Origin of the sequence: Virgisporangium aurantiacum (assembly GCF_016863635.1) — a bacterium.
In the GTDB taxonomy this organism is placed as follows: Bacteria; Actinomycetota; Actinomycetes; order Mycobacteriales; family Micromonosporaceae; genus Virgisporangium; species Virgisporangium aurantiacum.
The window spans coordinates 70,314-97,283 of the sequence record NZ_BOPG01000050.1 but is presented as its reverse complement, the minus strand read 5'-3'; the positions used below and the strand labels follow the sequence as shown (position 1 = coordinate 97,283).

Below are 26,970 nucleotides of genomic sequence, written 5' to 3'. Positions count from 1 at the left end.
CGACGGCCGTCCCGCTGCCCCGTCCACACCCCGGGCCGGCGGCTCGTCCATTCTTGACGGATCTTGGAATCTGGCCGTGATCCGTGCGGTGCGGCGCAGTCTTATGGGAGACAACGGTCGGTTCCAACAGGACTTTGTCTCCCAGATCCGGGCTCGGATCGCCTCTCGGCCACGGTCGGCGACCGTCAAAGTTGATCGAGGAAGATCAGGCCTGTTCTGGCGGGTCTCTTCTTCCTCGATCAACTTTGACGGTAACTCCTGGTAATGTGCGCCCCCATGGGTGGGCGATCCGGGGCCTGAGGCCGCCGCGGCCACCCAAGGCGCGGGAGTCGATTGTGCCGGGTGGCTTCCCCGTCGGAGCCGGTTTACTCGCCGCGACGCAATCGATAGAGTGATCTCGATATAAGCGGGGGGATCACCGACGGGGGAAGTCTGGTGCGTCGAAGGATTGCCGTCATCACGGTCGGCGTCGTGTGCGCCTCGTTGCTGTCCGCCGGGATCGGGAACGCGCAGGAGCCGATCACCACCTCCGGTGCCGGTGCGGTCAGCCTGAAGTCCGGTTGGGAGATCCAGTCGTCGGCCGTCGTCGGCAACGACGGTGCCGCCATCTCCGATCCCGGCTACGCGACCGACGGATGGCTGCCGATCTCGCAGCCGCAGACGTTGATGGCGGCCCTCGTCGAGAACGGGCGCTACCCCGACGTCTTCCGGTCGAACAACCTGGCCGCCGTGCCGAAGGACCAGTTCGCGGTGAACTGGTGGTACCGCGACGAAGTGCGCCTGCGTCCGCGCGACGGTCAGCGCATCTCGCTCGTCATGAACGGCGTTCTCTCGCGCGCGAACCTGTGGGTCAACGGCACGAAGGTCGCCGACCAGTCGCAGCTGCAGGGCGCGTACTCGCGGTTCGAGTACGACATCACCCCGTACGCGCGCGACGGCGTCAACGCGATCGCGCTCGACGTCTTCCGCAACGACGTCAGCTCGGCGACCGGTTACCTGACGCTGAACATGCTCGACTGGAACCACGCCTCCCCCGACAACTACACCGGCATCCAGTTCGCGCCGCAGCTCGCGATCGACGGCCCGGTGTCCGTCCGCGACGCGCACGTGGTGCAGGACAACGCCGACGACCTCAGCACGTCCGACCTCACCGTCAAGGCCGACGTCCGCAACAACACCGCGACGGCGCAGAAGGTCGACGTCACCGCCACCATCAGCGGCCCGCACCGGTTCACGGTCCGGCAGGCCGTCGACGTGCCGGCGAACAGCACCGTGAAGGTCAGCGTCGGCCCGCTGCACATCGCGAAACCGGCGGTGTGGTGGCCGCACCAGATGGGCGGCCAACCGCTGTACCACCTCGACGTCGCCGCGAAGACCGGCAAGAAAATCAGCGACCGGTACGGCCAGGACTTCGGCATCCGCACCGTCACGAGCCATCTCACCCCCGTGGTGCCCGGACAGACCCTCGGCTCCGCCGGCTACCGGCAGTACGTCATCAACGGTGTGCCGTTCGTGGTGCGCGGCGGCGGCTGGTCGCAGGACCTGTTCCTGCGGTACGACAGCGGAAACGTGCGCAACCAATTGAAATACATCAAGAACATGGGACTCAACGCGGTCCGCTTCGAGGGCAACCTCCCGCCCGACGACATGTTCCGGCAGATGGACCGCGAGGGCGTGCTCGCCCTGCCGGGCTGGCAGTGCTGCGCCAAGTGGGAGCAGTCGTCGACGCGGTGGAGCGACGAGACGAAGGCGAACGCCGCCAACCAGGCGACGTTCGTGGCGCAGTGGCTGCGCAACCACCCGAGCGTCGTCTCCTTCTGGCACAGCAGCGACAACGCGCCCGACGCGGTGAAGGAGAGCATCTGGCTCGACGCCTTCAACGCGGCCGACTGGCAGACGCCGCAACTCGCGTCGGCCCAGTACCGCGCCTCGCCGCGGATGGGCCAGTCGGGGAACAAGGAGGGCCCGTACAACTACGCGCCGCCCGCGTACTGGTGGGAGAACGGTCCCGTGATGGCCAACCAGCCCGACGCGTTCACCAACGCCGGTGGCGCGTTCGGCTTCAACACCGAGGCTGGCCCCGGAAACACCGTGCCCACAACGGATTCGCTCAACCGGTTCCTGCCCGTGGAGGACCAGAACAAGATCTGGGACCCGGCGAGCACCACCGGCCCTACCTCCGGTCCCGACATCTACCACACGAGCCCGTTCACCACCTACACGGCGATCGGACGGATGGGCCAGTACAACACCGCGCTGTGGAACCGGTACGGCGCCTGGTCCGACCTCGCCTCGTACCAGCAGGCCGCGCAGGCCGGCGGGTACGAGATCACGCGCGCGTTGTTCGAGGCGTACATCGGCAACGCGAAGGACCCGGCCAACCCGAGCACCGGTCTCATCTACTGGCAGATGAACAAGGCGTGGCCGTCGCTGCAGTGGAACCTCTACGGCTACGACCTCGACCAGTCGGGCGTGTTCTTCGGCGCGAAGAAGGCCAACGAGGCCGTCCACGTCATGTACTCGTACGCCGACGGCTCGGTGCGGGTCGCGAATCTCACCAACGTCGAACAGCGGGGACTGCGCGCGAAGGCCGAGTTCGTCGACCTCGACGGCACGGTGCGCGCGGTGCACGAGACGGCCGTGGACCCGTTGGCGGGTCAGGACGTCCGCACCGTCCTCACCCCGGCCGTGCCGGCCGGCATCTCCACGACGTACTTCCTCCGCCTCACCCTGAAGAACGGCCCGAAAACGGTCAGCCGCAACGTCTACTGGCTGTCGACGAAGCCCGACCGCGTCGACTGGGCCAACACCATCGACGAGGGCGACGGCGCCGCGTTCGAACCCGGCGGCTACGCCGACCTCACCGGTCTCCGGTCGCTCGGCGCGGCGTCCGTCCGCGTGCGGGCGACGACGCTGCGCCTCGGCGCCGACGACATGACCCGGGTGACCGTCACCAACACGAGCGACCACCCGGTCCCCGCGTTCATGACGCGAGCCGACATCCGCCGCGACACCGGGACCGGTGACAACCAAGTGCTGCCGATCCTGTGGAGCGACAACGACATCACGCTGTGGCCGGGCGAGAGCCAGACCATCGTCGCCACGTACCGGCACGCGGATCTGAAGGGCGCCCGCCCGGTGGTGACGGTCGCCGGATGGAACGTCGCGCCGCAGGTGGCCTAGAGGCGCGGAAACACCGGTTGCGGCCGACCGCCCGACGCCAACTGTTCCCGCAACCGACGCGCGCCGCCGGGAAGGAACGGCTCCAGCTCCACCGCGAGCGCACGGCACGTACCCACCAGCGTGCCCAACGTCGCATGCGCCGTCTCGTCGGAAAGCGCGGCCTCCCACGGCCGCTCGGCCTCGATCAGCCGGTTGGCCGCGTCGACCACCGCGCACAACGCGCCGGTCGCCGCGCGGAAATCGAAGCGGCGCAAGGCGTGGTCGATGCGATCGCACAGTTCGGCGCCCGCCGGCAAAAGACCATGTGACGCGCGCAGAGCCGCCGCCTTCTCCCCGTCTACCCGGTTCACGAGCGTCAGCGTGCGATTGACGAGGTTGCCGAGCCCGTTCGCGAGATCCTGGTTCGCCCGGTGCACCAGCCGATCGGTGGTGAACCCGGTGTCGCCGACCCGGGCGACGTCCCGCAACAGCCACCAGCGCACCGCGTCCACCCCGAAGCGGTCGACCAGGGCGACCGGATCGACGGCATTGCCGGCGCTCTTGGCCACCTTCGCGCCCTCGACGGTCAGGTAGTCGTGCACGAACACCGCCGTGGGCAACGGCCGGCCGGCCGACAGCAGCAGGGCCAACCAGTAGACCGCGTGGAAGCGCACGATGCCCTTGCCGATGACGTGCACCCGCTCCGACGAATTCGCCCACCACCGTTCGTAGTCGGCGCTGTCGCCGAGCGCGGTGACGTAGTTGGCCAGCGCGTCCCACCAGACGTAGACGACCTGGTCGGGGTCGTCGGGCACCGGGATGCCCCAGCCACCGGCACGGGCGGCCGGCCGGGACACGCTGAAGTCGGCCAGGCCGGCGCGCACGAACGCGAGCACCTCGTTGCGCCGCGCCGCCGGTTCGATCCGCACCCGCCCGCTCTCCAGCACGTCGAGCAGCTCCTTGCCGTACCGGGAGAGCCGGAAGAACCAGTTCTCCTCGCGGACGCGCTCGGGTGCCACGCGGTGCTCCGGGCACACTCCGTCGTCCAGTTCCGCCTCGGCGTAGAACTGCTCGCACCCGGCGCAGTACAGCCCGTCGTAGCCGCGGCGGTAGAAGTCGCCGGCGGTGGCGCACTCCCGCCACAGCCTGGCTACCCCGTACCGGTGCCGGTCGTCGACGCCGGTGCGGATGAAGTCGTCGAACGACAGGTCCAGCGGCTCCCGCAGCGCGGCGAACCGGGCGGCGTTGGCGTCGACGAACGTCCGCACGTCGACACCCGCCGCGCGGGCCGCGGTGACGTTCTTCAGCGCGTTGTCGTCGGTGCCGGTGAGGAACCGGACCGGTTGCCCGCGCAGCCGCCGGTGCCGCGCGAGCACGTCGGCCTGCACCAGTTCCAGCGCGTGCCCGACGTGCGGGGCCGCGTTGACGTACGGGATGGCGGTGGTGACGTAGAAGGTCATGGTCTCCCTGCTTTCTTTTCTGCCTGCCGGCAGCGGGAGACGACGGAACCAGACCCCGCGCGACAGGGTCTGGCCGGTGAGAAGTGGTGCTAGCGCACGCCGGAGAGCCCCGCGAAGGGGGCCATCATCCGGTTACCGTTCGGCTGCACGGTTCCATGCTGCCAGAGCGCGTGCCGCGTCCGCACGCCCATTACCCAGTCCAGACGCCCGCGACCTCCGGCGCGATCCGGCGTCCCTGCGCCATCGCCGCTTCGGTGGCCGGCTCCCAGCGCGAGGTGTCGAAGACGTTCGGGCCGAGGGCGGCCATCGCCTCCGCGTCGGGAGCGACCAGGATGACGCGCGACCGCTCGCGCAGCGCGTCGATCTCCGCGGTGGGCGCGCCGCGCATCCGCACCGGCGCCAGCGGCGCGAGGACGACCACCCGGGCGGCCGTCGACGCGAAGTCGGCGTTGGTGCCGGAGCGGACGCCACCGTCCATGTACCGCGACCCGTTGATGGTGACCGGCGGGAAGAGGCACGGCACGGCGCAACTCGCCGCCACGGCGCGGTTCAGCGGGACCCCGGACCGGCGGTCCCACGCCATCGGCCGGCCGGTGGCCGTGTCGACCGCGGTGATCAGCAGTGGGCGCTCCGGCCACTCGTGGCCGGGCAGGCGCCGCGACAGCGCGTCGACGTACCGCTCCTCGGCGATCACGTCGGCGGCGACGGCGAGCCGGCCGACGCCGGCCCGGATCTCCTCCGGCGTCCGGTTCTCGTCGCTCAGCAACGCGAACGCCTCGGCGCCGCGCGCCCAGTCGGGCCGCATCGGCGGATCGGTGGCGCCGAGGCGGGCTTCGAGGCGCTGTGCCCGCACCGGGTCGACGCCCGACGCGAGCAGCGCGCCGGTGACCGAACCGGCCGACGTCCCGACGATGAGGTGGGCCCCGGTGAGGTCGACGCCGGCCTCCCGCAACCCGACGATCAGGCCCAGGTGCCAGGCGATTCCGGTGATGCCGCCGGCACCGAGCACCAGGGCCGTCTCAGTCACGCTCCCAAGCCTAGGTCAACAGGTCTTGACCCAGGAGCACTCGACCTCGTCGCCGGTGGAGGATGGACCGCCGCCGGCACCAGGGGGGTTGGCACTGGCGGCGGCGTTCTGGGGGGACGCGAGCGCGACGGCCACGGCGTCGAGCAGCGCCGAGACCCCGCCGAGGGAGTTGTTGTTGATCATCGAGAAGACCAGCTTCCGCCCGTTCGCGTCGGTGACGTAGCCCGACAGCGCGCTCACGCCCGTCAATGTGCCGGTCTTGGCGTGGACGTTGCCGGCGGCCGGCGTGCCGACCATGCGCGACCGCAGCGTCCCGCCGACCATGCGCTCGCTGACGCCCGCGATCGGCAGCGCGTCGTACCAGGTCTGGTACCAGGGCTCGGCGCGCGCGGCGAGCAGCAGCGTGGTGATCTGGTGGTTGGTGAGCAGGTCCTGCCGGCTGAGCCCCGACCCGTCCACCTGCCGTTGCACCGTCATGTCGACGCCCAGCGCGGTCAGCGCGCCCGACGCCGCCGCGAGCCCGGCGGCCCACGAACCCTGCCCGGCCGCGGCCCGGCCCATCTCCTTCAGCAGCACCTCGGCGTGCATGTTGTTGGACAGCTTGAGGAACGGCACCAGCAGTTCGCCGAGCGTCATCGACTCGTGCGCGGCCCTCTCGGTGGCGCCGGCCGGGGTGGCGCCGTAGCCCGTGGACCCTTGAACGCGGACGCCGTGCCGCTTGAGCGCCTCGCGGAAGATGGTCGCGGCATAGGAGGTCGGGTTCCAGACGGCCATGTAGTCGCGCGACACGGCGGCGCCGACCGGCGTCGACCCCGACACGACGAACGTGTTCGTGCCGTGCTCACGGTTGAAGGAGAGGGTGTTCGCCGATCCCGCGGGTCCCGTGGTGGCCCGGTTCACGAGCGTCACGTCACCGACCGCCGGAACCACCGACAGCGCCGCCGGTTGCCCGGCGACCGCGCCCGGCCGCGCCTCGATGATCACGGCGCCCGGGTCGTAGTCGGTGTCGGGCGCCACCGTGAGCCCCGAGATCGACGCGGCGTACGACTGCGGTTCGTCGTCGGTGGCCCAGTCGTGGCCGAGGCGGTTCGCGTCGAACCAGGTATCGTCGGCGATCAGTCGCCCGGTCACCAGCCGGATGCCGCTGTCGGCGACCGTCTTCGCCAGGGCGTCGTAGTCGCCGGCGAGGAGCGTCGGGTCGCCGCCGCCCTTCAGGTACAGGTCGCCGGCGAGCACCGGCCCGCGCTGGCGGCCGGTGCCGAGCACCCGCGTGTGGAACCGGTGGTCGGTGCCGAGCACCTCGAGCGCGGCCACCGACGTCAGCAACTTGTTGTTCGAGGCGGGCACCAGCCGCTGGCCCGCGTTGCGGCTGTAAATGACCGACCCGTCGGCGGTGTCCCGCACCTCGAGCCCGACGGTCACCCCGGCCAGCCGCGGATCGGCGAGGATCCGATCGAGCGTGTCGACGATTCCGGCAGCGCTCGGCAGCGCTCCCGCCGGTGGCGGCGCGGCCGCCCCGATCGCCCCGACGGTGGCCAGAGCAAGGCCCAGGATCATGAACTTCCGCGGACGCCGCGCCATGGGACGCCTCCCCAGTTTCCAACAAGAATCCTCATCATTCCACACAGTCGCGCTCCGCGGTGCCCCGTCCCGCCCCCGTGTGCCCCGTCCCGCCCCGCCCCCGCGCCCCGCCGTGCCCCGCCGTGCCCCGCCGTGCCCCGCCGTGCCCCGCCGTGCCCCGCCCCGGCCGCCGCGATCTTGGACTCTTTGCGGTGCTGTAGGCCCGCACGGAGTCCAAGATCCACGAATCGGGCCTGTGCCGGCGGGGGCAAAGCGCGCAAATCACCGGGTAGCCGGTTGCCGACGCGGAAGTGCGAGAGCGTCAGGGGCGGCAGGCGCCCAGATGGGCGTGGGCGGCGGCGGACATCGCCGGCGCGACCTCGCTGATCGCCATCCACGCCGCCCCGCCCGCGCTGTTGCCCGCGACCACCGGCACCCGCCCGTACCGCGCGGCGATCCGCCGGCTGACCTCCCGCTGGATCGGACCGGGCGCCACCAGCAACTGCCCGGCCAGCACGATCGGCACGTCGCCGGGAACGCCCGAGCCGCCGAGGCCCGAGCCGCTGGCCTGGCCGCCCGCACCGGCCAAGCCGACCGCGCCACCGCCCAAGCCGACCGCGCCACCGCCCAAGCCGACCGCGCCACCGCCCAAGCCGACCGCACCACCGCCCAAGCCGGCCGCGCCACCGGCGAAGCCGCCCGAGCCGACCGCGCCGCCGCCCAGGCCGGCGAAGCCGCCCGAGCCGGGCGCGTCGCCGCCCGAGGCGGCTCGGGTCAGGGTGGCCGGGAGGTCGTCCACGGCGGCGGCGAACGTATCCACGAGCAACCGCACCGAGCGGTCGACGATCCGTTTCGCCACCCGGTCGCCGGCCTCCGCGGCCGCGGGGACCAGGCCCGCGAAGCGGCGCAGCGCGATCGGCGGCTGGGTGTACACGGCCTCGCGCAGGGTGGCCAGCTGGTCGGCGCGGTCCGGGGGGACGCGGTCGCCGGCCACCGTGCCCAGCACCGCCGCGCGCAGCAACGTCGGCTCGCCGCGGCCGTCGAGTTCGGCCAGGACGGCGCGGACGGCCTGGCGGCCCAGCCAGAAGCCGGAACCGTCGTCGCCGACCAGCCAGCCGTGGCCGTCGATGCGGTGCTTCACCTCGCCGTCGGCGATCCAGGCGGCGATCGTGCCGGTGCCGGCGATGAGCACGGCCCCGCGCCGGGCGCTCGTGCCGGACGCGAACGCCACCACGGGGTTGGCCACCACCCGGACCGGGCAGCGGACGCCCAGCCGGTCCCACGTGCTGCGCAGCGGGTCGGGGCCGGTCAACCGGCTGTAGCCGGCGATGCCCAGCACGGCGCCGGCCAGGCGGGCGGGGTCGGTGCCGTCGAGCGCGCCGGTGACGGCGCTCGCCAGGCGGTCGGTGATCAGGTCCATCGGGTAGGCGGACGGATTGGCGCCGGCCGCCCGGCCGGTTCCGAGTATCTCGCCGTCGGGCGCCGCGAGCAGGGCGGATACTGTACTGGCCTCCGCGGAGATACCCAGCACCAGTGAGGCGGATCCCGACCCAGCCATCGCGTCCCCCGTCATGATCGAGCCCCGTTCATGATCGAGCGGTGTCTATCACAGAAAACCACCTGGTGGAGCCGGAGGCCAGATGCTACGAGAATTCCACATACTCACACATGGAGTCTTGACCGATTCTCACATGATCTGCCACCGTTGCCGTTATGGCTGACCCGGACGAGGGGTCCGGCGTCGTCCGCTACGCGTCCGACCTGATCCGCCTCGACACCACCAACCGCGGCGCCGGCGACGGCAACGAACGCCCGGCCGCCGAGTATGTGGCGGAGCGCCTGGCGGCCGCCGGCTTCGAACCGGTCCTGCTGGAAAAGGCGAGGGGACGCACGAACGTCGTCGCCCGGATCGCCGGCAGCGACCCGACGCGCGACGCGCTGCTCGTGCACGGGCACCTCGACGTGGTCCCCGCCGATCCCGCCCAATGGCGACGACCGCCGTTCTCCGGCGACGTCCACGACGGCGAGGTCTGGGGGCGCGGCGCCATCGACATGAAGGGCACCGTCGCGATGGTGCTGGCGGCAGTCACGGAAGCCACCGCGCCGCCGCGCCGCGACCTCGTACTCGCGTTCACCGCCGACGAGGAGGACACCGCCGAGTACGGCGCCGGTTGGCTCGTGAAGGAGCACCCGCACCTCTTCGAGGGCTGCACGGAGGCGATCGGCGAGTCGGGCGGCTACACGATCCACGCCGCGCCGGACGTGCGGGTCTACCCGATCGGCGCGGGCGAGCGGGGAACGGCGTGGATGCGGCTCACCGCGACCGGGCGCGCCGGGCACGGGTCGCGCGTCAACGCCGACAACGCCGTCACCAAGCTCGCCGCCGCGATCACGCGGATCGGCGCGCACCGGTGGCCGCTGCGCCTCACGCCCGTCGTGCGGACGGCCATCGCGCAACTGAGCGACGCGCTCGGCGTCCCCTGGAACGGTTCCACAGTGGACGGTCTGGAGGAAGCCCTCGGCGCGGCCGCTCCCCTGGTGATGCACACGGTGCGCAACAGCGCCAACCCGACGGGCCTCGCCGCGGGCGGAAAGGTCAACGTCGTGCCGGGTACGGCGACCGCGCTCGTCGACGGCCGCGTGCTGCCGGGGACGCTGGCGGAGTTCGAGCGGACCATCGACGAGCTGACCGGCGCCGACGTCGGCTGGGAGTACATCCACCGCGAGGTGCCGCTGGCCGCGCCGATCGACTCGCCGACGTTCGCCGCGATGCGGGCGGCACTCGAGGAGGCCGACCCTGGCGCGCACGCGGTGCCCTACTGCATGGCCGGCGGCACCGACGCCAAACAGTTCTCCCGGCTCGGCATCGTCGGGTACGGCTTCGCGCCGCTCCGGTTGCCGCCCGGGTTCGAGTACCACGCCATGTACCACGGGGTCGACGAACGGGTGCCGGTCGACGGACTGGAGTTCGGCACCCGGGTGCTCGACCGCTTCCTGTCAACCTGCTGAAGGGCTCACGCGTGACGGTCCGCCCCGCCCCGACCGAGCCGTACGTCCGCGAGGTTCACGGTGTCCGCACCGACGACCCGTACCGCTGGATGCGCAACCGCGCCGATCCGCGGCTACGACCGCACCTCGCCGCCGAACGCGCGCACTACGACGAGGTCAGTGCCGGCTGGCACGACCTGCGGTCGGCGCTCGGCGCGGAGTTCGCGGCCCGGTTGCCGATCGAGGAGGACCCGGTCGGGTACCGCCGCGGGCAGTACGAGTACGCGGAGCACACGCCCGTCGGCGCCGAGCATCCGCAGCTGCTCAGAAGAAAACGGGACAGCGACTTCGAGGTCCTGCTCGACGGCACCGCCGTGGCCGCCGGCAGCAAGCATCTCCGGTACGGCGTGTGCGACCCCAGCCCCGACGGCAGCCACCTCGCCTACTCCGTCGACGTCACCGGCAACGAGGTCTACGAACTGCGGTTCCGCGACACGGCCACCGGCGCGGACCTGCCCGAGCGGATCCCGCACACCTACTACGGATCCGGCTGGAGCCTCGACTCGACGACGCTGTTCTACGTCGTCCACGACGCCAGCTACCGGCCGTACCGCGTCCACCGGCACGTGCTGGGCACCGATCCGGCCACCGACGCGCTGGTGTACCAGGAGGACGACGAGCGCTTCCACGTCGACGTCGCCACCACCCGGTCCGGCGCGTACCTCGTCGTCACCACGAGGTCGCGCGACACGAGCGAGCAGTGGCTGGTGCCGCTCGCCGCGCCGGAGACACCCGCCCGGCTGATCGAGCCGCGCCGGCATAACGTCGAGTACTTCGCCGCGCATCGGCCGGAGAGCGACGAACTGCTGCTGCTCACCAACGACGGCGCCGCGGAGTACCGCGTGGTGCGGGCGCCGGCGACCGGTCCCGGCCGGGAGAACTGGGTCGAGCTGATCGCAGGGTCCGACGACACCCGGCTGCGCGAACTCGACGTGTTCGCCGGCCACCTGGTGCTGCGGTGCCAGCGGCGCGGCGTCGGCTTCCTGCGGGTGGTCGCGCCGGACGGAACCGTGTGCGACCACCACCCGCCGGACGAGGCCGGGCTCATCGAGCTGTACCCGCCCGGCCCGTACGACGTGACGTCGGTGGTGGCGTCGAGCGAGTCGCTGGTGGTGCCGCGCCGCTGGTGGCGGATCGACCTGCGCACCGGCGCGCGCGACCTGCTGCGGGAGACCCGGGTGCCGGGCTACGACCCGGGCGGCTACACCACCACGATGTCCTTTGTGGACACCGAGGACGGCGAGCGGGTCCCGGTGACGATCGCGCACCGCGTCGGGACGACGCCCGACGGGAGCAACCCGTGCCTGCTGTACGCGTACGGCGCGTACGAGCGGTGCGCCCGGCCCGGATTCTCCGCCGCCCTGCCCAGCCTGCTCGACCGCGGGTTCGTCTACGCGATCGCGCACGTGCGCGGCGGCGGCGAGCACGGCCGCCGGTGGTGGCTCGACGGGCGGCTCGCCAACAAGCACCACACGTTCAGCGACCTGATCGCGGTCCGGGACCGGCTGGTCGCCGACGGGTGGACCGACCGCGTCGTGTGCCGGGGCCTGTCGGCCGGCGGGCTGCTCGCCGGCAACGCGTACACGTTCTGGCCCGACCGGTGGGCCGGGGTGATCGCCGAGGCGCCCGCCGTCGACGTGCTCAACCAGATGCTCGACCCGAGCGTCCCGCTGACCGTGAACGAGTACGACGAGTGGGGCGAGCCCGCGCGGCGGGAGCAGTTCGAGTGGATGCGCGCGTACGTCCCCAACGAGAACATCACCGACCGGCCGCGCCCGCCGCTGCTGGTCACCGGGATCCTGCACGATCCCCGGGTGCTGGTGTACGCGCCGGCGCGCTGGGTCGCCGGCCTGCGGGCGGCCGACACCCACGGCAACCACATCCTGTTCCGGGTGGAACTCGGCGCCGGCGACCACAAGGTCCGCAGCCGGGTCGGGTCGCTGGCCTACGAGGCCGAGGTGTTCGCCTGGGTCCTCTCGGTGGCGCTGGCGCCGGCAACCGCCGCGACGTAGTGGCAGGCGACGCCCGCCTGGTGCACCAGCGGGAGGTCGACGGTGCGGCACTTGTCGTCGACGCCCGCGGCCGCCGCCGCGCCCGACTGGAGCACCGGGCAGCGCGGGTGGAACCGGCAGCCGCGCGGGATGCGCGTCGGGTCCGGCGGCTCGTCGACGAGCACCACCGGTTCGTCCACTGTGGACTCCGGAAGAACCGACAGCAGCGCCCGCGTGTACGGGTGCTTCGGATCGCGCAGGATCTCCTCCACCGGTCCGCTCTCCACGATGCGGCCGAGGTACATCACCGCGACCCGGTCGGCGATGTTCCAGGCCAGGCCGAGGTCGTGCGTCACCACCAGTGCCGACAGCCCCTCGTCGGCGCGTAGCCGCAGCAGCAGCTTGAGGATCTCGCCCCGTACGGACGCGTCGAGCGAGGCCACCGGTTCGTCGGCGACGAGCAGCCGCGGCTCCAGCACCAGCGCGCCGGCGATGACCACGCGCTGCCGCTGCCCGCCGGAGAGCTCGTGCGGGTACCGCTGGAAGAAGCGCTCCGGTGGCCGCAGGCCCGCCCGGGCCAGCGATCCGGCGACGACGGCGCTCTCCTCGCGTCCCTTCAAAGCCGCTTTCCCGTGGATGCGCAACCCCTCCGCGACCGCCTCGTAGACGGTGTGCCGCGGGTTCAACGCGCCCGTCGGGTCCTGCAGCACCAGCTGCACCTGCCGCCGGTACGCCTTCAACGCGCGGCTGCCGTACCGCACCGGCGCGCCGTCGAACTCCACCGAACCCCGCAACGGCCGCTCCAGGCCGAGGAGCGTGCGGACGAGCGTCGACTTGCCGCAGCCCGACTCGCCGACCAGCGCGACGATCGAGCCCTCCGGCACGTCGAGGTCGACCCCGTCGACCGCGCGCGCCGGCGCGCCGCCCCACCGGCCGGGAAACTCGACGTGCAGGTCACGCGCCGCGAGCAGCATCAGTTCTCCTTCACGTGCACGCAAGCAGCATCGCGCCCCGGTGCCGCGGACCACAACTGCGGGTCCACGTCCGGGCAGATCGGCACCGCCACCGGGCAACGCGGGTGGAACGCGCAGCCGGTCGGCAGATCGGCCGGGTCGGGCGGGTCACCCGGCAGGCCCTGGGGATTGCGACGCGCGTCGTCGTCGCCGATCCGCGGGAACGCGGCCGCCAGCGCGCGGCTGTACGGGTGCTTCCCGTCGGTGAACACCTCCCCCGCCGGGCCCTGCTCGACCACCCGTCCCGCGTACATCACCGCGAGCCGGTCGCAGGTGCCGGCGAGCACCGACAGGTCGTGGCTGATCATCAGCAGGCTGATGCCGCGGTCGGCCACGAGTCCACCGATCAGCCGCAGGATCTGCGCCTGGATCATCACGTCGAGCGCGGTGGTCGGCTCGTCGGCGACGATGAGCTTCGGCGTGCACGCCAACGCCATCGCGATCATCACGCGTTGCTTCTGGCCGCCGGAGAGTTCGTGCGGGTACGCGCGGCCCTTCCCGGCGCCGAGGCCCACGTCGTCGAGGAGTTCCGCCGCCTTCACGCGGGCCGTGCGCCGGTCGCCGCCGTGCACGAGGATCGGCTCCGCGATCTGTTCCTCGACGCGGCGCACCGGGTTGAGCGCGTGCATCGCGCCCTGGAACACCACCGACGCGCCGGCCCACCGCACCGCCCGCAGTTGCCCGAACGACATCTTCAGGACGTCGTCGCCGTCGAACAGGATCTCGCCGCCCAGCGCGGCGTTCGCCGGCAGCAACCGCAGCAGCGCGAGCGCCAGCGTGGACTTGCCGCAGCCCGACTCGCCGGCGATGCCGACCTTCTCGCCGGGGGCCACGCTCAGGTCCACCCCGCGCACCGCGGGAATGTCACCGCCGCTCGTCTTGTACGTGACGGTGAGGCCGCGCACGTCCAACAGCGGGCTCATCGGGCCCGCAACTTCGGGTTGAGGACGCCCTCGATGGCCCGTCCGCACAACGTGAACGCCAACGACACCACCGCGATCGCCACCCCCGGCGGTAGCAGGATCCACCAGTTGCCGGCGCTGACCGCGCCGATCTGGCGGGCCAGTTGCAGCGTGGTCCCCCACGACACCTTCGTCGGGTCGGACATGCCGAGGAACGCCAGCGTCGCCTCGGCCAGGATCGCGCCGGCGACCGACAGCGTCGTCTGCGCCAGCACGAGCGGCATGACATTCGGTAGCACGTGCCGCGACATCACGTGCCGGTTCCCGCCGCCGAGCGCCCGCGCCCGTTCGATGTACGGCCGCGCCTCGACCGCGAGGGTCTGCGCCCGTACCAGGCGCGCGGTGCCGGGCCACGACGTCACCCCGATCGCGACGATCACGGTGGTCGTGCCCGGCTTCAGGACGCTCGCCAGCGCGGTGGCGAGCACCAGCGTCGGCAGCACGAGGAACCAGTCGGTGACGCGCAGCACCACCGCCTCGACCCAGCCGCGGTAGTGCCCGGCCAGGATGCCGAGCAACGCGCCGACCGCGACCGACATGAACGTCGCGAGAAACCCGACGGCCAACGAGATCCGGGCGCCCCAGATGGTGACGTCCACCATGGACCGTCCGTACCCGTCGGCGCCCAGCCAGTACTCGCTGCTTGGTGCCTGGCGCGGTTTCGCCGGCGCGTTCGTCGCCGACAGGTCGGCCTCGCTGATGAACAGCGGTGCGGTGAGCGCCAGTCCACCGATCACGACGAGGATCCCGAGCCCGATCAGCCCGGCCTTGTCGCGCCGGTACTCGCGCCAGAACGAGGCCAGCGACCGCCGCCGGCGTTGCCACGCAATCGTCGTCATCGGGGCCGCACCCTGGGATCGAGGATCGGATACAACAGGTCCGCCACGAGGTTCATCGCGATCACCGCCGCGGCGAAGAAGATGAACAGCCCTTCCAGGAGCGGCGCGTCGGGCACGGTGAGCGCCTCGTAGAACAGCGAACCGAGGCCGGGCCAGGAGAAGACCGTCTCCACCAGGATCGCGCCGGAGACCACGCCGCCGAGATTCAGGAAAATCAAGGTGACCGTGGGCAGCAGCGCGTTCGGCACCGCGTGCCGCCTGCGCACCACCGCGTCCCGCAACCCCTTGGCCCGCGCGGTCACCAGGTAGTCGCTGCCCATCTCGTCCAGCAGCGCGGCCCGCATGATGAGCACGTACTGGGCGTAGATGACGGCCACCAGGGTGACGCAGGGCAGCACGAGGTGGTGCAACGTGTCGAACATGCTGGGGAAGAAGCCGTCGACGCCGGCCGAGTGCATGCCGCCGGTCGGGAAGAACGGCACCAGCGTGATGAGGATCAGGCCCAGCCAGAACGTCGGCACCGACCAGAGCGTCAGCGCGATGCCGGTGTTGAGCTTGTCGCCGAGCCCGCCGCGGTGCCACGCGCCGGTGATGCCGAGCCGCAGGCCGATCGCCGCCGACACGAGCGTCGCGGTGCCGACGAGGAGCACGGTCGCCCACAGGTCGTCACCGATCAGTTCGGTGACCGGCCGGTTGTACTGGTAGGACTCGCCCAGGTCGCCCCGGAACACCCGGAGCAGGTAGTCGCCGAACTGGGCGGCCAGCGGCTTGTCCAGCCCGTACTGGCGGCGCAGGTCCTCCAGCTGCTCGGGCGAGACGGGGCGGTCGCGGGTGAGCGCCCGGACCGGGTCGCCGGGCAGGATGCGGAACAGGAAGAAGCCGCTGAACACCACCGCGAGCAGGCTCACGAGGGCGCCGCCGAGCTTCGACAGGACGTACCGGAGCCAGCCCGTCCAGGCCCGGTTCGACGCGGGCCGCGCCGCCGGAACGTCCGGCGGCGCGACCTCGATCGCCGTTTCGACCGACACGGACCCTACTCGCGCTCGTCGGCGGTGCCCCGGCGCCGGCGCACCACGACGAACCCGACCACGGCGGCCACGAGCACCACCGCGACGGCGATCAGGATCGGCACGGTGGCACTGCCGCCGTCGTCGTCGCCCGACGCCGCGGACGTCGGAACCGCGGACCAGAAGGCCCAGTACCCGTCCTGGTTCGCGTAGGTGCCGTTGTCACCGGGCATCTTCTGCATCGAGGTGACGGTGCCCTTGCGGAACGCCTCCAGCACGTTCGGGTAGTACAGGACGTTGATGTAGGCGTCGGTGTACAACTGCTGCTGCGCCTGCTTGATCAGTGCGGTGCGGGCGGCGGTGTCGTACTCGGCGAGCTGCTTGTTGTAGAGCTCGTCGTAGGCCGCCACGCACACGAAGTTGTCGCCGGGGAACGCCGCGCCCGCGGTGGCCGGCCGGGCGCCGCAGGTGTGCAGCGCCAGCACGTAGTCCGGGTCGGGGTTGGTCTGCCAGCTCGTGAACGCGAGGTCGTAGTTGCCGGCCTGCAGGGTCGCGCTCTGGGTCCCCGACTCCACAATGGACGGAACGAGGTCGACGCCGATCTGCTTGTACCACTCCTTCATGAACGTGGAGTTCTGCGTGTCCGCCACCCGGCTGGTGACGCCGAGCACCCGCAACGAGAACGGCTTGCCGTCGGGGGTGTTGCGCATCCCGTTGGCGCCCTTGGCGTAGCCGGCCTCGTCCAGCAGCTTGTTCGCCGCGGCGAGGTCGAACGTCAGCTTCGTCGTGCCGTCGGGGTCCCAGTGGTTGGTGGTCCAGATCGGCGGCAGGTAGCCGCCGCCGGGCGTGCCGTAGCCGCCGAGCGTCTTCTGCACCAACGCGTTCGTGTCGATGGCCCGGGCGAGCGCGTGCCGCACCTTCTGGTCCTTGAGCGCCGGGTTGGCGTCGCCGAACGCCTGGCCGCCGGTGGTGGTGGGGCCGGGGTTGATCGCCAGCGCGTAGAAGCGCTTGCCCTGGCCCTTGTTGAGCGTGAGGTCACCGTTGCCCTGCAACGACTCGTACTGCGCCGGCGTCATGTCGGAGACGAAGTCGATCTCGCCCTTCTTGAGCGCCTCGACCTCGGCGTCGATGTCCTTGAAGTAGCGGTAGACGATCTTGTCGAACTTGGGTGCGCCGCGCCAGTAGTTCTTGTTGGCGGTCAGCTCGATGTACTCGCTCTTCTTGTAGTCGGTGAGCTGGAACGGCCCGTTGCCGACGATCGGGAACTGCGTGTCGTTGTTGAACTTCCCGATCTCGGCGACCTTGCCCGTCCACACGTGCTCGGGGACGATCGGCACGTCGAGCGCCAGCATCGTCGACTGCGGCTGGCTCAACTCGACGACGAGCGTGCGGTCGTCGGGCGCGGTGACCGTCTTGAAGTTCTTGACGAAGTTGCCGTTGGCCTTGGCCGCTTCCCGGTTGCTCTTGATGAGGTTGAACGTCCACGCGGCGTCCTTGGCCGTCACCGGCTTGCCGTCCGACCACGTGGCGCCCGACCGGATCTTGTACGTCCAGGTGAGCTTGTCGCCGGAGGTCGACCACGACTCGGCGAGCGCCGGGACGACGTGGCCGTCCTTCGGGTCGTAGTTGGTCAGGAAGTCGTACATCTGCCGGAACAGGCCGGTCGGCAGCGCCCGGATCGCGAGGAACGGGTTGAGCGAGTCGACGGCACTGATGGTTCCGACGGTCATGGTCTTGGGCCCGGCGGCGCCGGTCTCGGCCGCGAGGGCCGGACCGGTCACGGACGGGACGAGCAGCAGGCCGGCCACGACGGCGCGCGCCATCGCGGACAACGGGCGACGGATTATCGGCATGGGCATCCACCGTTTCTCACACTGGGTCGGCCCTCGACTGGTCGGCATCGGGCCGATCGATCTCCGCCGACGTGTGGCGTGTTTACCATCAGACGTGAAAATCGGTCAACATCCCACATGCTTTGCGCAACATACCACAGGCGGTGACGTGGCCTGACGACATAAGGTGGACCGGCGATCACCGCCGGAGGGAGGGAGGGCCCATGACGGACGAGGCGCTGGACGCGGCCCTGCCCGAGGAGCGGCGGCTGCTCGTCGCCGCCCAGGTGCGCCGCGACACCCGCGTGCGGGTCGACGACCTGGCCCGCCGGTTCGGCGTCTCCGGTGAGACCGTGCGGCGCGACCTCCAGGTGCTCGAGGAACGGGGGCTGCTGCGCCGCGTCTACGGCGGTGCGGTCGTCACCGAGCCCGAGCTGGCGACGGTGCGCACCGACGTGCCGGCCGACGGCGGCTCGCCCGTCCACCGGCGGATCGCGGCGCTGGCCGCGACGCTCGTCGAGCCCGACGACACCGTCACCCTGCACGGCGACCGGCTGATCCAGCAGGTCGCGGTCGCGATGACGGCGTCGTTCGCCGGTCGCGTGCTGTGCGCGAGCCTGCCGGTCGCCGCCGAACTCGCCGGCCGCGCGGGCGTCGACGTGCTGATCGCCGGTGGCCAGGTGCGCACCGCCGACCTGGCCTGCGCCGGCCCCGTCGCCGAACAGTTCTTCCGCCAGTACTACGCCGACAAGGTCTTCCTGTCCGCCGCCGGCATCCACCACCGCGCCGGGCTCACCCAGCGCCTCCTCGACGACATCGCCCTGCAGCAGGTGATGATCGAGCACGCCCGCGAGTGCTACGTCCTCGCCGATCCGGCGAGCCTCGGGCGCACCGCGGTCGGCCGGGTCGCGTCCACCGGCGCGATCACCGCCGTGGTCACCGACGGCAGCGCCGACCCGGCCGAGATCCGCGCCCTGGAGCAGACCGGCATCAAGGTCCTCGTCGCCCAGCCCGACCCCGACGCCGACTGACGTATCTTGACCCCGTGACGACCCTCCTGCCGTTCCTCGCCGTCATCGGCCTGCTGACGATCACGCCCGGGATGGACACCGCGCTGATCCTGCGCACCGCGGCGGTCGGCGCGCCCCGGCGGGCGTGGGGCGTGGTGGCCGGCATCCAGGGCGGCACGCTCGCGTGGGGCGTGCTCACGTCGGCCGGTGTCACGGCGCTGTTCACGGCGTCCCACGTCGCGTACGAGGTGCTGCGGTGGGCGGGTGCCGCGTACCTCGTCTGGATGGGCGTCACCATGATCCTGGCCAGCCGCCGCCGGGCCGCGCCGTCCCCGACCACCGACGCCAACGCCGACGGCTTCGGGTCGGGCCTCCGGCGCGGCCTGCTGACCAATCTCCTGAACCCCAAGATGGGCGCGTTCTACGTCGCGCTCCTCCCCCAGTTCATCCCGGCCGGCGCCGCGCCGCTCGCGTACGGTGTGCTGCTCGCGGGCATCCACGTCCTGCTCGGGACGGCGTGGTCGGCGATCCTGATCGTGCTGGCGAACCGCCTCCGGGCGACGCTGCAACGGCCGCTCGCCCGCCGGATCCTCGACCGCGTGACGGGGACGGTGATCGCCGCGTTCGGCATCCGCCTCGCCGCCGGCCACCACTGACCGGGCACCGAGGCACCGGCGGCGCAGCCGCTACCCGACACCACCCACGTCGACGGCGACCTCGGCCCGGTCGGCGTGCTTCAGCGGTGACAGCCACACCACCACGGCGCCGAACACCAGCACGGCCGCGGCGAACACCGCCGCCGCCCGCGGGTCGACGGCCTCGGCGAGCGCGCCGCCGACGAGGGCGCCGACCGGCCAGCCGATCCCCCACGAGAACACCCGCGCCACCGTGTGCACCCGGCCCTGCAGATGGTCCGGGCTCACCTGCTGCCGCATGGTGATCTGCGCGATCGCCACGATCATGTAGGCGGTGATCCAGGCGCCGATCACCGCCGCCGCGACGAGCCAGTGCGTCGACAGCGCCACCGCCACCCCGCCGGCGGCCGACAGCGGCAGGAACACCAGCGTCGTGCGGGCCGGGCCGAGGCGGGCGTTCACGCGCGGGAACAGGACGCTGCCGACCACGCCGCCGGCGCCCCAGGCGACGAACAGTATGCCGATCCGCCCGTCGTCGGGGTCGACGCCGAGGGTGCGGTCGGCCCACGGCACGAGCTGGCCGACCATCGCCCCGCCGGCGAGACACTGCACCAGGCCGGCGAACGTGAGCACCCGCACGCCGGTGTGGCCCCAGACGAACCGCAGGCCCGCGCGCACGTCCGTCCACAATCGACGGTCACCGGTCCGCCCGCCGGTGGAGAACGGCCGCGCGATCGCGCGGATCAACAGCGCCGACACCACGAACGACACCGCGTCGACCGCGATCAGGCCGGCCGCCGGAAGCACCACGAGCGCCACGCCCGCGAGCATCGGCAGCGCCAGGTCGGCGAGGTTGGACGCCGCGAACAACGCCGCCTGCGCGCCGGCGATGCGGTCGCGGCCGACGATCGCCGGCAGCGCGCCGACGCTGCTGGCGTCGAAGAAGACGAACATCGTCTGCGCCGCCAGCGCGACGAGCAGGACGTGCGGCGCGGTGAGGACGTCGAGCGCGTAGGCGAGCGGGATGCTGGCGAGCAGCGCGGCGTTCACCAGGTCGGCGACGATCATCGTGCGGCGCCGGTCGCTCCGGTCGGCGATCGCCCCGACGACCAGCCCGACGCACAGGTACGGCGCGGCCTCGGCGACGGTGACCAGCGCCGTCCAGAGCGCCGATCCGGTGAGCTGGTACACGAGGACCGGCATCGCGACGACGGTGACCGAACTCCCGCAGAGCGACGTCAGCCGGGCCAGCCAGTAACGCCGGAAAGCCGGGTCACGGCGCAACGGAAGCGGTTCGACCGGGATCGATGCCGTCACCGCCCGAGCCTACCGCGGTAAGATGATCTCCACCGGCGTACGAGGGGGAGCAGCGTGGAGACAAGGCCGTTCGGGTCGACCGGAATCGACGTCAGCGTCATCGGGCTCGGAGCGTGGCAGCTCGGCCGGTCGGAGAACTGGCCCGACGGTCCCGACGAGACCGAGGCGGTGCGCATCGTCCACGCGGCGCTCGACGCGGGCGTCACCTTCATCGACACCGCGCCCGGCTACGCCGACGGCGCCAGCGAGGTGAACATCGGCCGGGCGCTGGCCGACCGCAAGGGCGCGGACGTGGTCATCTGCACCAAGTTCGGGTACACGCCGGAGGGCGGAACCGACTGGTCGGCCGACGCCATCGAGGCGTCCGTGGAGCGCAGCGCCCGCCGGATGAACGTCGACCACGTCGACGTCGTGGTGCTGCACAACCCGCCGGCCGAGATCCTCGACGGGTCGAAGAGCGACCACTACGAGGTGATGCAGCGGCTCGTCGACAAGGGCACCATCCGGTCCTACGGCTCGTCGGTCGACTGGGGCGCCGACATCGACCTGGTGCTGACCACCAGCGACTCGACGGCGCTGGAGGTGCGGCTGTCGGCGCTGTACCAGGAGCCGTGGGCCGCGATGGGTCGGGCCCGCGACAAGGGCGTCGGCACCATCATCAAGGTGCCGCTGGAGTCCGGCTGGCTGTCCGGCCGGTACACCGCCGACAGCGAGTTCACCGATGTCCGGTCGCGCTGGACGCGTGCGGACGTCGCGCTGCGGGCCGGGCTCGTCGACGAGTTCCGGGCACTGCTGCCGGCCGGGGTCGGCGTGGTCGAGGGCGCGTTGCGGTTCCTGCTGGCATACGACGCGGTGTCGACGGTCATCCCGGGCAGCAAGTCCGTCGCGCAGCTGGAGTCGAGCCTGCGGGCCGTCGAGGAACCGTTGCCGGCGGAGGCGTTCGCGGCGATCCGCTCGTGGTACGGGACCCGGCTCGACGGGCAACCGCTGGACTGGTGACCCGGGACGGGTGCCGTCACTCCGGGGCCGTCACCGGCCGCAGCGCGGCGTGGCGGACCTCCGCCTCGGCGTGCCGCCGCAACGCCCGCAGGTGCTCCCGCCACGGCGCCGGCCAGCCGGCCTCGGCGCCCAGCGCGGCGACCAGCGCCACGGCGAGCAGGCCGGCCGCCACGTCGGGCCGGCGCGCGAGCGTCGCGGCGGCCTCGTCGACGCTCCCCGGATCGAGCCCGGCGAAGGTGGCGAACGGGATGCCCGCGGCGACGGCCGCCGCGGTGGCCGGCAGCCCGTCGAGCAGGTCCGCGAGCGCGGCCAGTTCCGCGCCGAGCCCGGGGCCGGGCCACGGCAGGACGGCCGCCAGCCGCGCCGCCTCCGGCACGAACGACGGGTCGGCCCGCAGCACGTCGACCGTCCGCCGCACCGGTTCCGGGTGGCGGCGGCAGGAGGCGGCGTTGCCCACCAGGCCGTCGACGAGGTGGCGCAGCCGCTGCCGGGCGGGCCGGTCGCGGGTCGGCTCGGCGTCACTGTCCTCAGTGGACGATGCGACGAGCGCCCGGGTGACACCGGGCAGCACCGCCGGCACCGACCCCCACACGGCGGGCAGGGTGAGTGCCGCCATGGCGTCGGCCCACGGCGTCGCGGGCACAAGGTCGGTGACGGCGGCGGCGAGGTCGTCGGCACAGCCGGGCTCCCACGGAAGCCACGCGGGCAGCGCGATGTAGGCGTGCCGCACGACCGGCGTCTCCGGATGGTGGACCAGCCCGCGCACGACCGCCGCGTAGCGGGAGCGGTAGGCGACCGGCATCGAGTCCGGCTCGACGTCGGCGAGGCTCCCGGCGAGGTAGCGGTCGCCGGTGGCGGCGACGCCGTCGAACGTCGCCCAGATCCGGTTGTCGGCGGGCCAGTTCCGCAGCGCGGCGGCCAGCGCGATCCGCACGTCGCGGTGCTGGCCGGTGCGGTGCCAGGCCGCGAGCAGCGCGTCGACGGCCCCGGGTGGCCGGGTGGCGGCCAGCATCCGCGCGGCCTCCTTGCGCACGGTGATCTTCGGCGCGTCGAGCGCCGCCGCGAGCACGGCAGTCAGGTCGCCGGGCCGGATGCCGCGCACGCACCGCCCGGCGGCGAAGATGGCCACCCGGGCCCGGTCGCCACCGGCGTGGTCGAGCAGCACGGGCAGCGCCTCGGCCGGGACGTCGCTGTGCCCGAGCCCGGTGAGCGCCGCCTCGACGACCGGCACGTGGCGGGCGACGAGCAGGCCGGCCACCGCCGTCGGCCCGCCGGCCGGGGCGGGCACCGCCGCGAGCACGCGGGTGAGGGCCGCCCGCGACCACACCTCCAACCCCTTGTCCCCGATGCCCTTGCGCAGCAGTTCCGCGTACCGCGCGATCCGGCCCGGCGTCCAGGCGGCGACGGTGCGCGCGTCGAGGGCCGGGATCCAGCGCGCCTTCCGGGTGCCGAACCGGCCCTTCAGCGGGCGACCGGCGAGGATCAGCGAGTCGACCAGGTCGGGCCGGCGGCGGGCCAGCACGTCGAGCACCGGGGTGAGGGTGACGAGCGACTCGTCGCGCCGCACCAGTTCGGCCGCGCGCTCCACCCGCGTCGTCGGCGGTTCGAGCCACAGGTGCACCGCCTGGGTGACGATCCCGTCCTGCTTGGACCTCGTCGCCGCCTTCACCAGTTCCTGCAACCCGGTGACGGCCCAGGCCCGCCGGCCCAGCGCCCGCGCGACCGACAGCGCGGCCGCGGGCTGCCCGCGGTCGACGGCGGCCACGAGCCACGGCCGGATCCGCGCGAACACCTCGTGTTCCTGGCCGCGGCGCAGGGCCGCCCAGCCGCCGCCGCCCGCCGCCGCGTAGTTCCACAGGGTGAGCCGCTCGACGGAGTCCAGCGCCCAGGCGAGCAGCGGCGGCGCCGTCGGGCGCGCGGTGGTCGCCGCGGTCGCCGTCAGCACCCGGAAAATGAGCGTGTGGACGGCGGACTGCGTGGCGTACGACCGGTCCCGTGCGTCCAACGCGTCGCGGACGAGCTGGTCGAGCGCGTCGCGCACGCGCGGATCCTCGGGGTCGTACAGCTCGGGACGCACCCGCTCGGCGAGCCCGTGCAGCACCACCGACCGCACCGGGTCCTGCTCGTTGCGGACCCGACCGAGGTGGGTGAACAGATCGGTGACGGCCGCGGTGTCGCCGGTGGCGGCCGCCGCCCGGATCAGCCCGGCGTACGCCGCCGCCCGCTCGTCGGGATCGGCGCCACGGGTCGCCGCGGTCAGCGCGGCGACGGCCTCGTCGTAGGGCAGGAAGGCGCTGAACCGGTTGGTGCGCGCCGGTTCCGTGCGCACCGCCGGCAGGGCGAGCATCCGCCGCGTCTCGGCGTGCCGCCGGGCGTGCGGCAGGACGTCGAGCAGCTCGTCGGACAGCAGCGCGGTGGTGAGGTCGCGGTCGGCGTTCGCGATATCGAAGACCGCTTCGCGCCGGGCCGGCGGGAGCCGGTGCAGCACCCGCGCCAGGAACATCGACGTGGGCCCGTTGCCGCGCAGCAACGCGCCGAGGTCCACATCGGACAGTGCGGTGAGGCGGGCCAGGGTGCGGCGGCTGTGCCACCCGACGGCGAGTTGCCGGGGCCGGGCCGGATCGGCGAGCACGAGCCGCACCGCGCGACCGGTGTCGTGGGCGAGGATCCGGTTGAGGTGCAGCAGGAACCCGTCCGGCAACGGCCCGGCCAGCCAGCGCTCGCACAGGTCGAGCAGCGCGCCGGGCGCGTTCCGGGCCAGCGCGACCACCAGCCACGGGTTCCGGGCCCACCAGGCCGGACGGGCGGCGTCGGTAGCGGCAGCGAGCTCGGCGGCGGCGTACTCCCGGACCGCGTCGGGATGCCGGGCCGTGAGGGCGTTCCAGTTCGGTACGGCGTATGCCAGCTCCGGCAGCAGCGCACCGACCGTGCCGGCCGAGCACGCCGGCAGCAGGCGCGCTGCTTCGCCGTCCCCCCAACGCTCTTTGACCCGACCGATCAGCTCGTCGGCCGCGCCGGGCCGGCGGCGCAGCCCCCGGTAGAGGCCGAGACGCAGGTCGAGCGGCCCGTCGTCGACCGCCGCCGCCAGCGTTTCCGGCGCGACCGCGGCCGGCCCGGCGATCGCCGCCCGCAGCGCCCACGCCCGCACCCGCGGGTTCGGGTCGACGAGCGCGGCGGCGAGGTGGTCGCCGGCACCGGTGCCCGCGGCGACCGCCGCCGCCAGCTCGCGGGTGTAGGTGTCGTGGCCGGCGAGGTCGGCCAGCAGCCGGTCGCGGTCGGCCGCCGACAGCGAGCGGCCGTGCCGGATCGCCGCGCCGAACCGCTCGCCGGGCGGCAGCGGGTCGAGGTCGGTGAGCAGTACGCGGGTGCTCGGGGAAATCGCCACCCGACTGTCCTACCAGAGCGAGCGGCTTACCGCGCCCGACTTCTGCCCGCGCGCTCCGCGGCCCTGACGATGAACGTCGCGACGGCCGGGGGATCGTCGCCCATCGGGACGTGGCCGCAGCCGCGGAGTGTCTCGACCCGCGTACCCGGTGGCAGCTGGTCGACGTGGCGGGACCGGCGTCGCAGCAGGACGCGGTCGCGGGTGCCGAAGGCGACCGTCACCGGCGCGTCGATCGCGGGACCGGCCACGTAGCGGCGCGGCACGGTCGCCGCCATGGTGGCGTCGAAGGCCGGGCAGGTGCCCATCGCCAGCACGGCCCGACGCGCGTAGTCCGCGGTGAAGCGGGCCGGTCGGCCGTGGGTCTGCGCGAAGACGAGCCGCCGGGCCGGCGGGTACCGCACGAGCCGGCACAACGGGCGCCGGCCGTACCGGGCGAGCGTCCGGATGGTCCGCAGGCTCACCCGGTTGAACACCGGTGTCCGTCCGCGCCACAGCCCGGCGGGTGACAGCAGGGCCAGCGACGCGACCGGCCGGATCGCGGCGAGTTCGAGCGCGACCCAGCCGCCGAGCGAGTTGCCGGCGAGGTGCGGGGTGGTGACGTTCAGGTCGTCGAGCAGGCCCGCCACCGCCGACGCCAGGGCTTCCGGCGACGGCTCGACATGCGCGGGCAGCGGATCGGACTCCCCGTGGCCCGGCAGGTCGACCGCGATGACGTCGAACCGCTCGGCGAGCGGCCCGATCACCGGGTCCCAGGCATGGCGGTCGCCGCCGATGCCGTGCAGCAGCACCAGCGGCGCGCCGGTGCCCGCGCGCGTGTAGGCCGTCACCGGTCGCTCACCCGGCCCAGCTTGTCGGGGTTGACCACGAAGTCGATCTCGGTGACCCGGTCGCCCGCGACGGCGAAGCCCATGACGCCCACGATCGTGCCGGCCGACTCGAACACCAGGCCGGCGGCGCCGTTCACCGGCCGGCGGCGCATGGTTCCGTCGTGCCGGCCCGCGAGGGCGAGCAGGAGCCGCGCGACGTTCCGCGCGCCGACGACCGGGCGGCGGGCCACCCCGGCGACCCGTCCGCCGCCGTCGGAGCGCAGGACGACCTCGGGGTCGAGCACCCGCACCAGTTCCGCCACGTCTCCGTGCGAGCACGCGGCGAGGAACGCGTCGACGGCGCCGGCGTGCTGGGCGTGGTCGGGGCTGAAGCGCGGGGCGCGCTCGCGGACGTGTGCCCGGGCCCGCGCGACGAGCTGCCGGCACGCCGCTTCCGTGCGGCCGACGATCGCCGACACCTCGCCGTACGGCAGCCCGAGCACCTCGCGGAGCACGAAGGCGGTGCGCTCCGCGGGGCTCAACGACTCGAGGAGAACGAGCATGGCCATGCTGACCGACTCGTCCAGGGTCACCCGGTCCTCCGGCCCCAGGTCGGTCCCCACCACCGGCTCGGGCAACCACGGGCCCACGTAGCGCTCGCGCCGGGCCCGTGCCGAACCCAGCTCGTCGAGACAGATCCGGGCGACGGTGGTGGTCAACCATCCGCGCGCGTCCCGCCGCGTGTCGACGTTCGCCCGCGCGAACCGCAGGTAGGTCTCCTGCACCGCGTCCTCGGCATCGGCGACGGTGCCGAGCATCCGGTACGCCACCCCGGTCAGGTAGGACCGGTGCCGCTCGAACTCGTCCGCCGTACTCACCTGTTCCATGCCACTACTCACGACGTGACCGTCGCGGCT

General features: G+C 72.8%; 19 protein-coding genes. 6 read left to right on the top strand and 13 right to left on the bottom strand.

Annotated elements, in window-relative coordinates; translation table 11 throughout:
- Positions 1-435 precede the first annotated feature (435 nt).
- Entirely contained in the window at positions 436-3,183 is a 2,748-nt protein-coding gene (locus Vau01_RS38170; protein ID WP_204004008.1) for a glycoside hydrolase family 2 protein, read from the top strand.
- Here the strand turns inward: Vau01_RS38170 and metG are convergent.
- The 4 genes from metG to Vau01_RS38150 form a co-directional block, all read right to left on the bottom strand.
- Positions 3,180-4,655, bottom strand: coding sequence for a methionine--tRNA ligase (gene metG / locus Vau01_RS38165; protein WP_275424000.1), 1,476 nt, complete (start codon positions 4,653-4,655; stop codon positions 3,180-3,182). The genes Vau01_RS38170 and metG overlap by 4 nt on opposite strands.
- 157 nt (positions 4,656-4,812) lie before the next feature.
- A complete protein-coding gene (locus tag Vau01_RS38160; RefSeq protein WP_204004002.1) occupies positions 4,813-5,649 on the bottom strand; it encodes a patatin-like phospholipase family protein in 837 nt (278 codons plus the stop codon).
- A 15-nt stretch (positions 5,650-5,664) separates the two neighbouring features.
- Positions 5,665-7,230, bottom strand: coding sequence for a D-alanyl-D-alanine carboxypeptidase/D-alanyl-D-alanine endopeptidase (gene dacB / locus Vau01_RS38155; protein ID WP_204003999.1), 1,566 nt, complete (start codon positions 7,228-7,230; stop codon positions 5,665-5,667).
- Positions 7,231-7,531: 301 nt separating this feature from the next.
- A complete protein-coding gene (locus Vau01_RS38150; RefSeq protein WP_204003996.1) occupies positions 7,532-8,782 on the bottom strand; it encodes an N-acetylglucosamine kinase in 1,251 nt (416 codons plus the stop codon).
- Positions 8,783-8,922: 140 nt separating this feature from the next.
- On the opposite strand from Vau01_RS38150, the gene Vau01_RS38145 reads away from it, so the two are divergent.
- Both Vau01_RS38145 and Vau01_RS38140 read left to right on the top strand, forming a co-directional pair.
- On the top strand, positions 8,923-10,218 hold the full coding sequence (locus Vau01_RS38145; RefSeq protein WP_204003993.1) for a M20/M25/M40 family metallo-hydrolase: 1,296 nt from the start codon (positions 8,923-8,925) through the stop codon (positions 10,216-10,218).
- An 11-nt stretch (positions 10,219-10,229) separates the two neighbouring features.
- Positions 10,230-12,269: a prolyl oligopeptidase family serine peptidase gene (locus Vau01_RS38140; RefSeq protein ID WP_204003989.1), complete on the top strand. Its 2,040-nt coding sequence runs from the start codon at positions 10,230-10,232 to the stop codon at positions 12,267-12,269.
- Here the strand turns inward: Vau01_RS38140 and Vau01_RS38135 are convergent.
- From Vau01_RS38135 to Vau01_RS38115, 5 genes are read right to left on the bottom strand one after another with little or no spacing between them, the layout of a single operon-like run.
- Positions 12,203-13,222, bottom strand: coding sequence for an ABC transporter ATP-binding protein (locus Vau01_RS38135; RefSeq protein ID WP_204003987.1), 1,020 nt, complete (start codon positions 13,220-13,222; stop codon positions 12,203-12,205). The two genes, Vau01_RS38140 and Vau01_RS38135, sit on opposite strands and share 67 nt — an antisense overlap.
- Complete coding sequence (locus tag Vau01_RS38130; RefSeq protein WP_204003985.1) at positions 13,222-14,184, bottom strand: ABC transporter ATP-binding protein; 963 nt, start codon at positions 14,182-14,184, stop codon at positions 13,222-13,224. The genes Vau01_RS38135 and Vau01_RS38130 overlap by 1 nt, the downstream gene beginning before the upstream one ends.
- Positions 14,181-15,062: an ABC transporter permease gene (locus Vau01_RS38125; RefSeq protein WP_204003983.1), complete on the bottom strand. Its 882-nt coding sequence runs from the start codon at positions 15,060-15,062 to the stop codon at positions 14,181-14,183. Before Vau01_RS38125 ends, Vau01_RS38130 begins: the two co-directional genes overlap by 4 nt.
- On the bottom strand, positions 15,059-16,090 hold the full coding sequence (locus Vau01_RS38120) for an ABC transporter permease (protein ID WP_204003981.1): 1,032 nt from the start codon (positions 16,088-16,090) through the stop codon (positions 15,059-15,061). The genes Vau01_RS38125 and Vau01_RS38120 overlap by 4 nt, the downstream gene beginning before the upstream one ends.
- Before the next feature lie 5 nt (positions 16,091-16,095).
- Positions 16,096-17,922, bottom strand: a complete 1,827-nt coding sequence (locus Vau01_RS38115) for an ABC transporter substrate-binding protein (RefSeq protein WP_204003979.1) — start codon at positions 17,920-17,922, stop codon at positions 16,096-16,098.
- A 203-nt stretch (positions 17,923-18,125) separates the two neighbouring features.
- Between Vau01_RS38115 and Vau01_RS38110 the strand changes: the two genes are divergently transcribed.
- A complete protein-coding gene (locus tag Vau01_RS38110; RefSeq protein WP_204003976.1) occupies positions 18,126-18,932 on the top strand; it encodes a DeoR/GlpR family DNA-binding transcription regulator in 807 nt (268 codons plus the stop codon).
- Between the two features lie 14 nt (positions 18,933-18,946).
- The gene (locus Vau01_RS38105; protein WP_239152182.1) at positions 18,947-19,567 is read left to right on the top strand and encodes a LysE family translocator; all 621 of its coding nucleotides are present in this window, start codon (positions 18,947-18,949) and stop codon (positions 19,565-19,567) included.
- 30 nt (positions 19,568-19,597) lie between these two features.
- Here the strand turns inward: Vau01_RS38105 and Vau01_RS38100 are convergent, their stop codons facing one another.
- On the bottom strand, positions 19,598-20,863 hold the full coding sequence (locus tag Vau01_RS38100; protein WP_204003973.1) for an MFS transporter: 1,266 nt from the start codon (positions 20,861-20,863) through the stop codon (positions 19,598-19,600).
- 54 nt (positions 20,864-20,917) lie between these two features.
- On the opposite strand from Vau01_RS38100, the gene Vau01_RS38095 reads away from it, so the two are divergent.
- Entirely contained in the window at positions 20,918-21,862 is a 945-nt protein-coding gene (locus Vau01_RS38095) for an aldo/keto reductase (RefSeq protein ID WP_204003971.1), read from the top strand.
- Between the two features lie 16 nt (positions 21,863-21,878).
- Here the strand turns inward: Vau01_RS38095 and Vau01_RS38090 are convergent, their stop codons facing one another.
- The 3 genes from Vau01_RS38090 to sigJ are packed head-to-tail and all read right to left on the bottom strand — an operon-like array spanning position 21,879 to position 26,952.
- The gene (locus tag Vau01_RS38090; protein ID WP_204003969.1) at positions 21,879-25,247 is read right to left on the bottom strand and encodes a HEAT repeat domain-containing protein; all 3,369 of its coding nucleotides are present in this window, start codon (positions 25,245-25,247) and stop codon (positions 21,879-21,881) included.
- 26 nt (positions 25,248-25,273) lie between these two features.
- On the bottom strand, positions 25,274-26,074 hold the full coding sequence (locus Vau01_RS38085) for an alpha/beta fold hydrolase (protein WP_204003967.1): 801 nt from the start codon (positions 26,072-26,074) through the stop codon (positions 25,274-25,276).
- A complete protein-coding gene (sigJ, locus tag Vau01_RS38080) occupies positions 26,071-26,952 on the bottom strand; it encodes an RNA polymerase sigma factor SigJ (protein WP_239152181.1) in 882 nt (293 codons plus the stop codon). The genes Vau01_RS38085 and sigJ overlap by 4 nt, the downstream gene beginning before the upstream one ends.
- Between the last annotated feature and the right edge of the window lie 18 nt (positions 26,953-26,970).

Bases quoted from the DNA above. Each gene is read 5' to 3' on its own strand.
- Vau01_RS38110 (WP_204003976.1), top strand. From the start codon at position 18,126: ATGACGGACGAGGCGCTGGACGCGGCCCTGCCCGAGGAGCGGCGGCTG.
- Vau01_RS38145 (WP_204003993.1), top strand. From the start codon at position 8,923: ATGGCTGACCCGGACGAGGGGTCCGGCGTCGTCCGCTACGCGTCCGAC.
- dacB (WP_204003999.1), bottom strand. From the start codon at position 7,230: ATGGCGCGGCGTCCGCGGAAGTTCATGATCCTGGGCCTTGCTCTGGCC.
- Vau01_RS38130 (WP_204003985.1), bottom strand. From the start codon at position 14,184: ATGAGCCCGCTGTTGGACGTGCGCGGCCTCACCGTCACGTACAAGACG.
- Vau01_RS38125 (WP_204003983.1), bottom strand. From the start codon at position 15,062: ATGACGACGATTGCGTGGCAACGCCGGCGGCGGTCGCTGGCCTCGTTC.
- Vau01_RS38115 (WP_204003979.1), bottom strand. From the start codon at position 17,922: ATGCCGATAATCCGTCGCCCGTTGTCCGCGATGGCGCGCGCCGTCGTG.
- Vau01_RS38135 (WP_204003987.1), bottom strand. From the start codon at position 13,222: ATGCTGCTCGCGGCGCGTGACCTGCACGTCGAGTTTCCCGGCCGGTGG.
- Vau01_RS38150 (WP_204003996.1), bottom strand. From the start codon at position 8,782: ATGACGGGGGACGCGATGGCTGGGTCGGGATCCGCCTCACTGGTGCTG.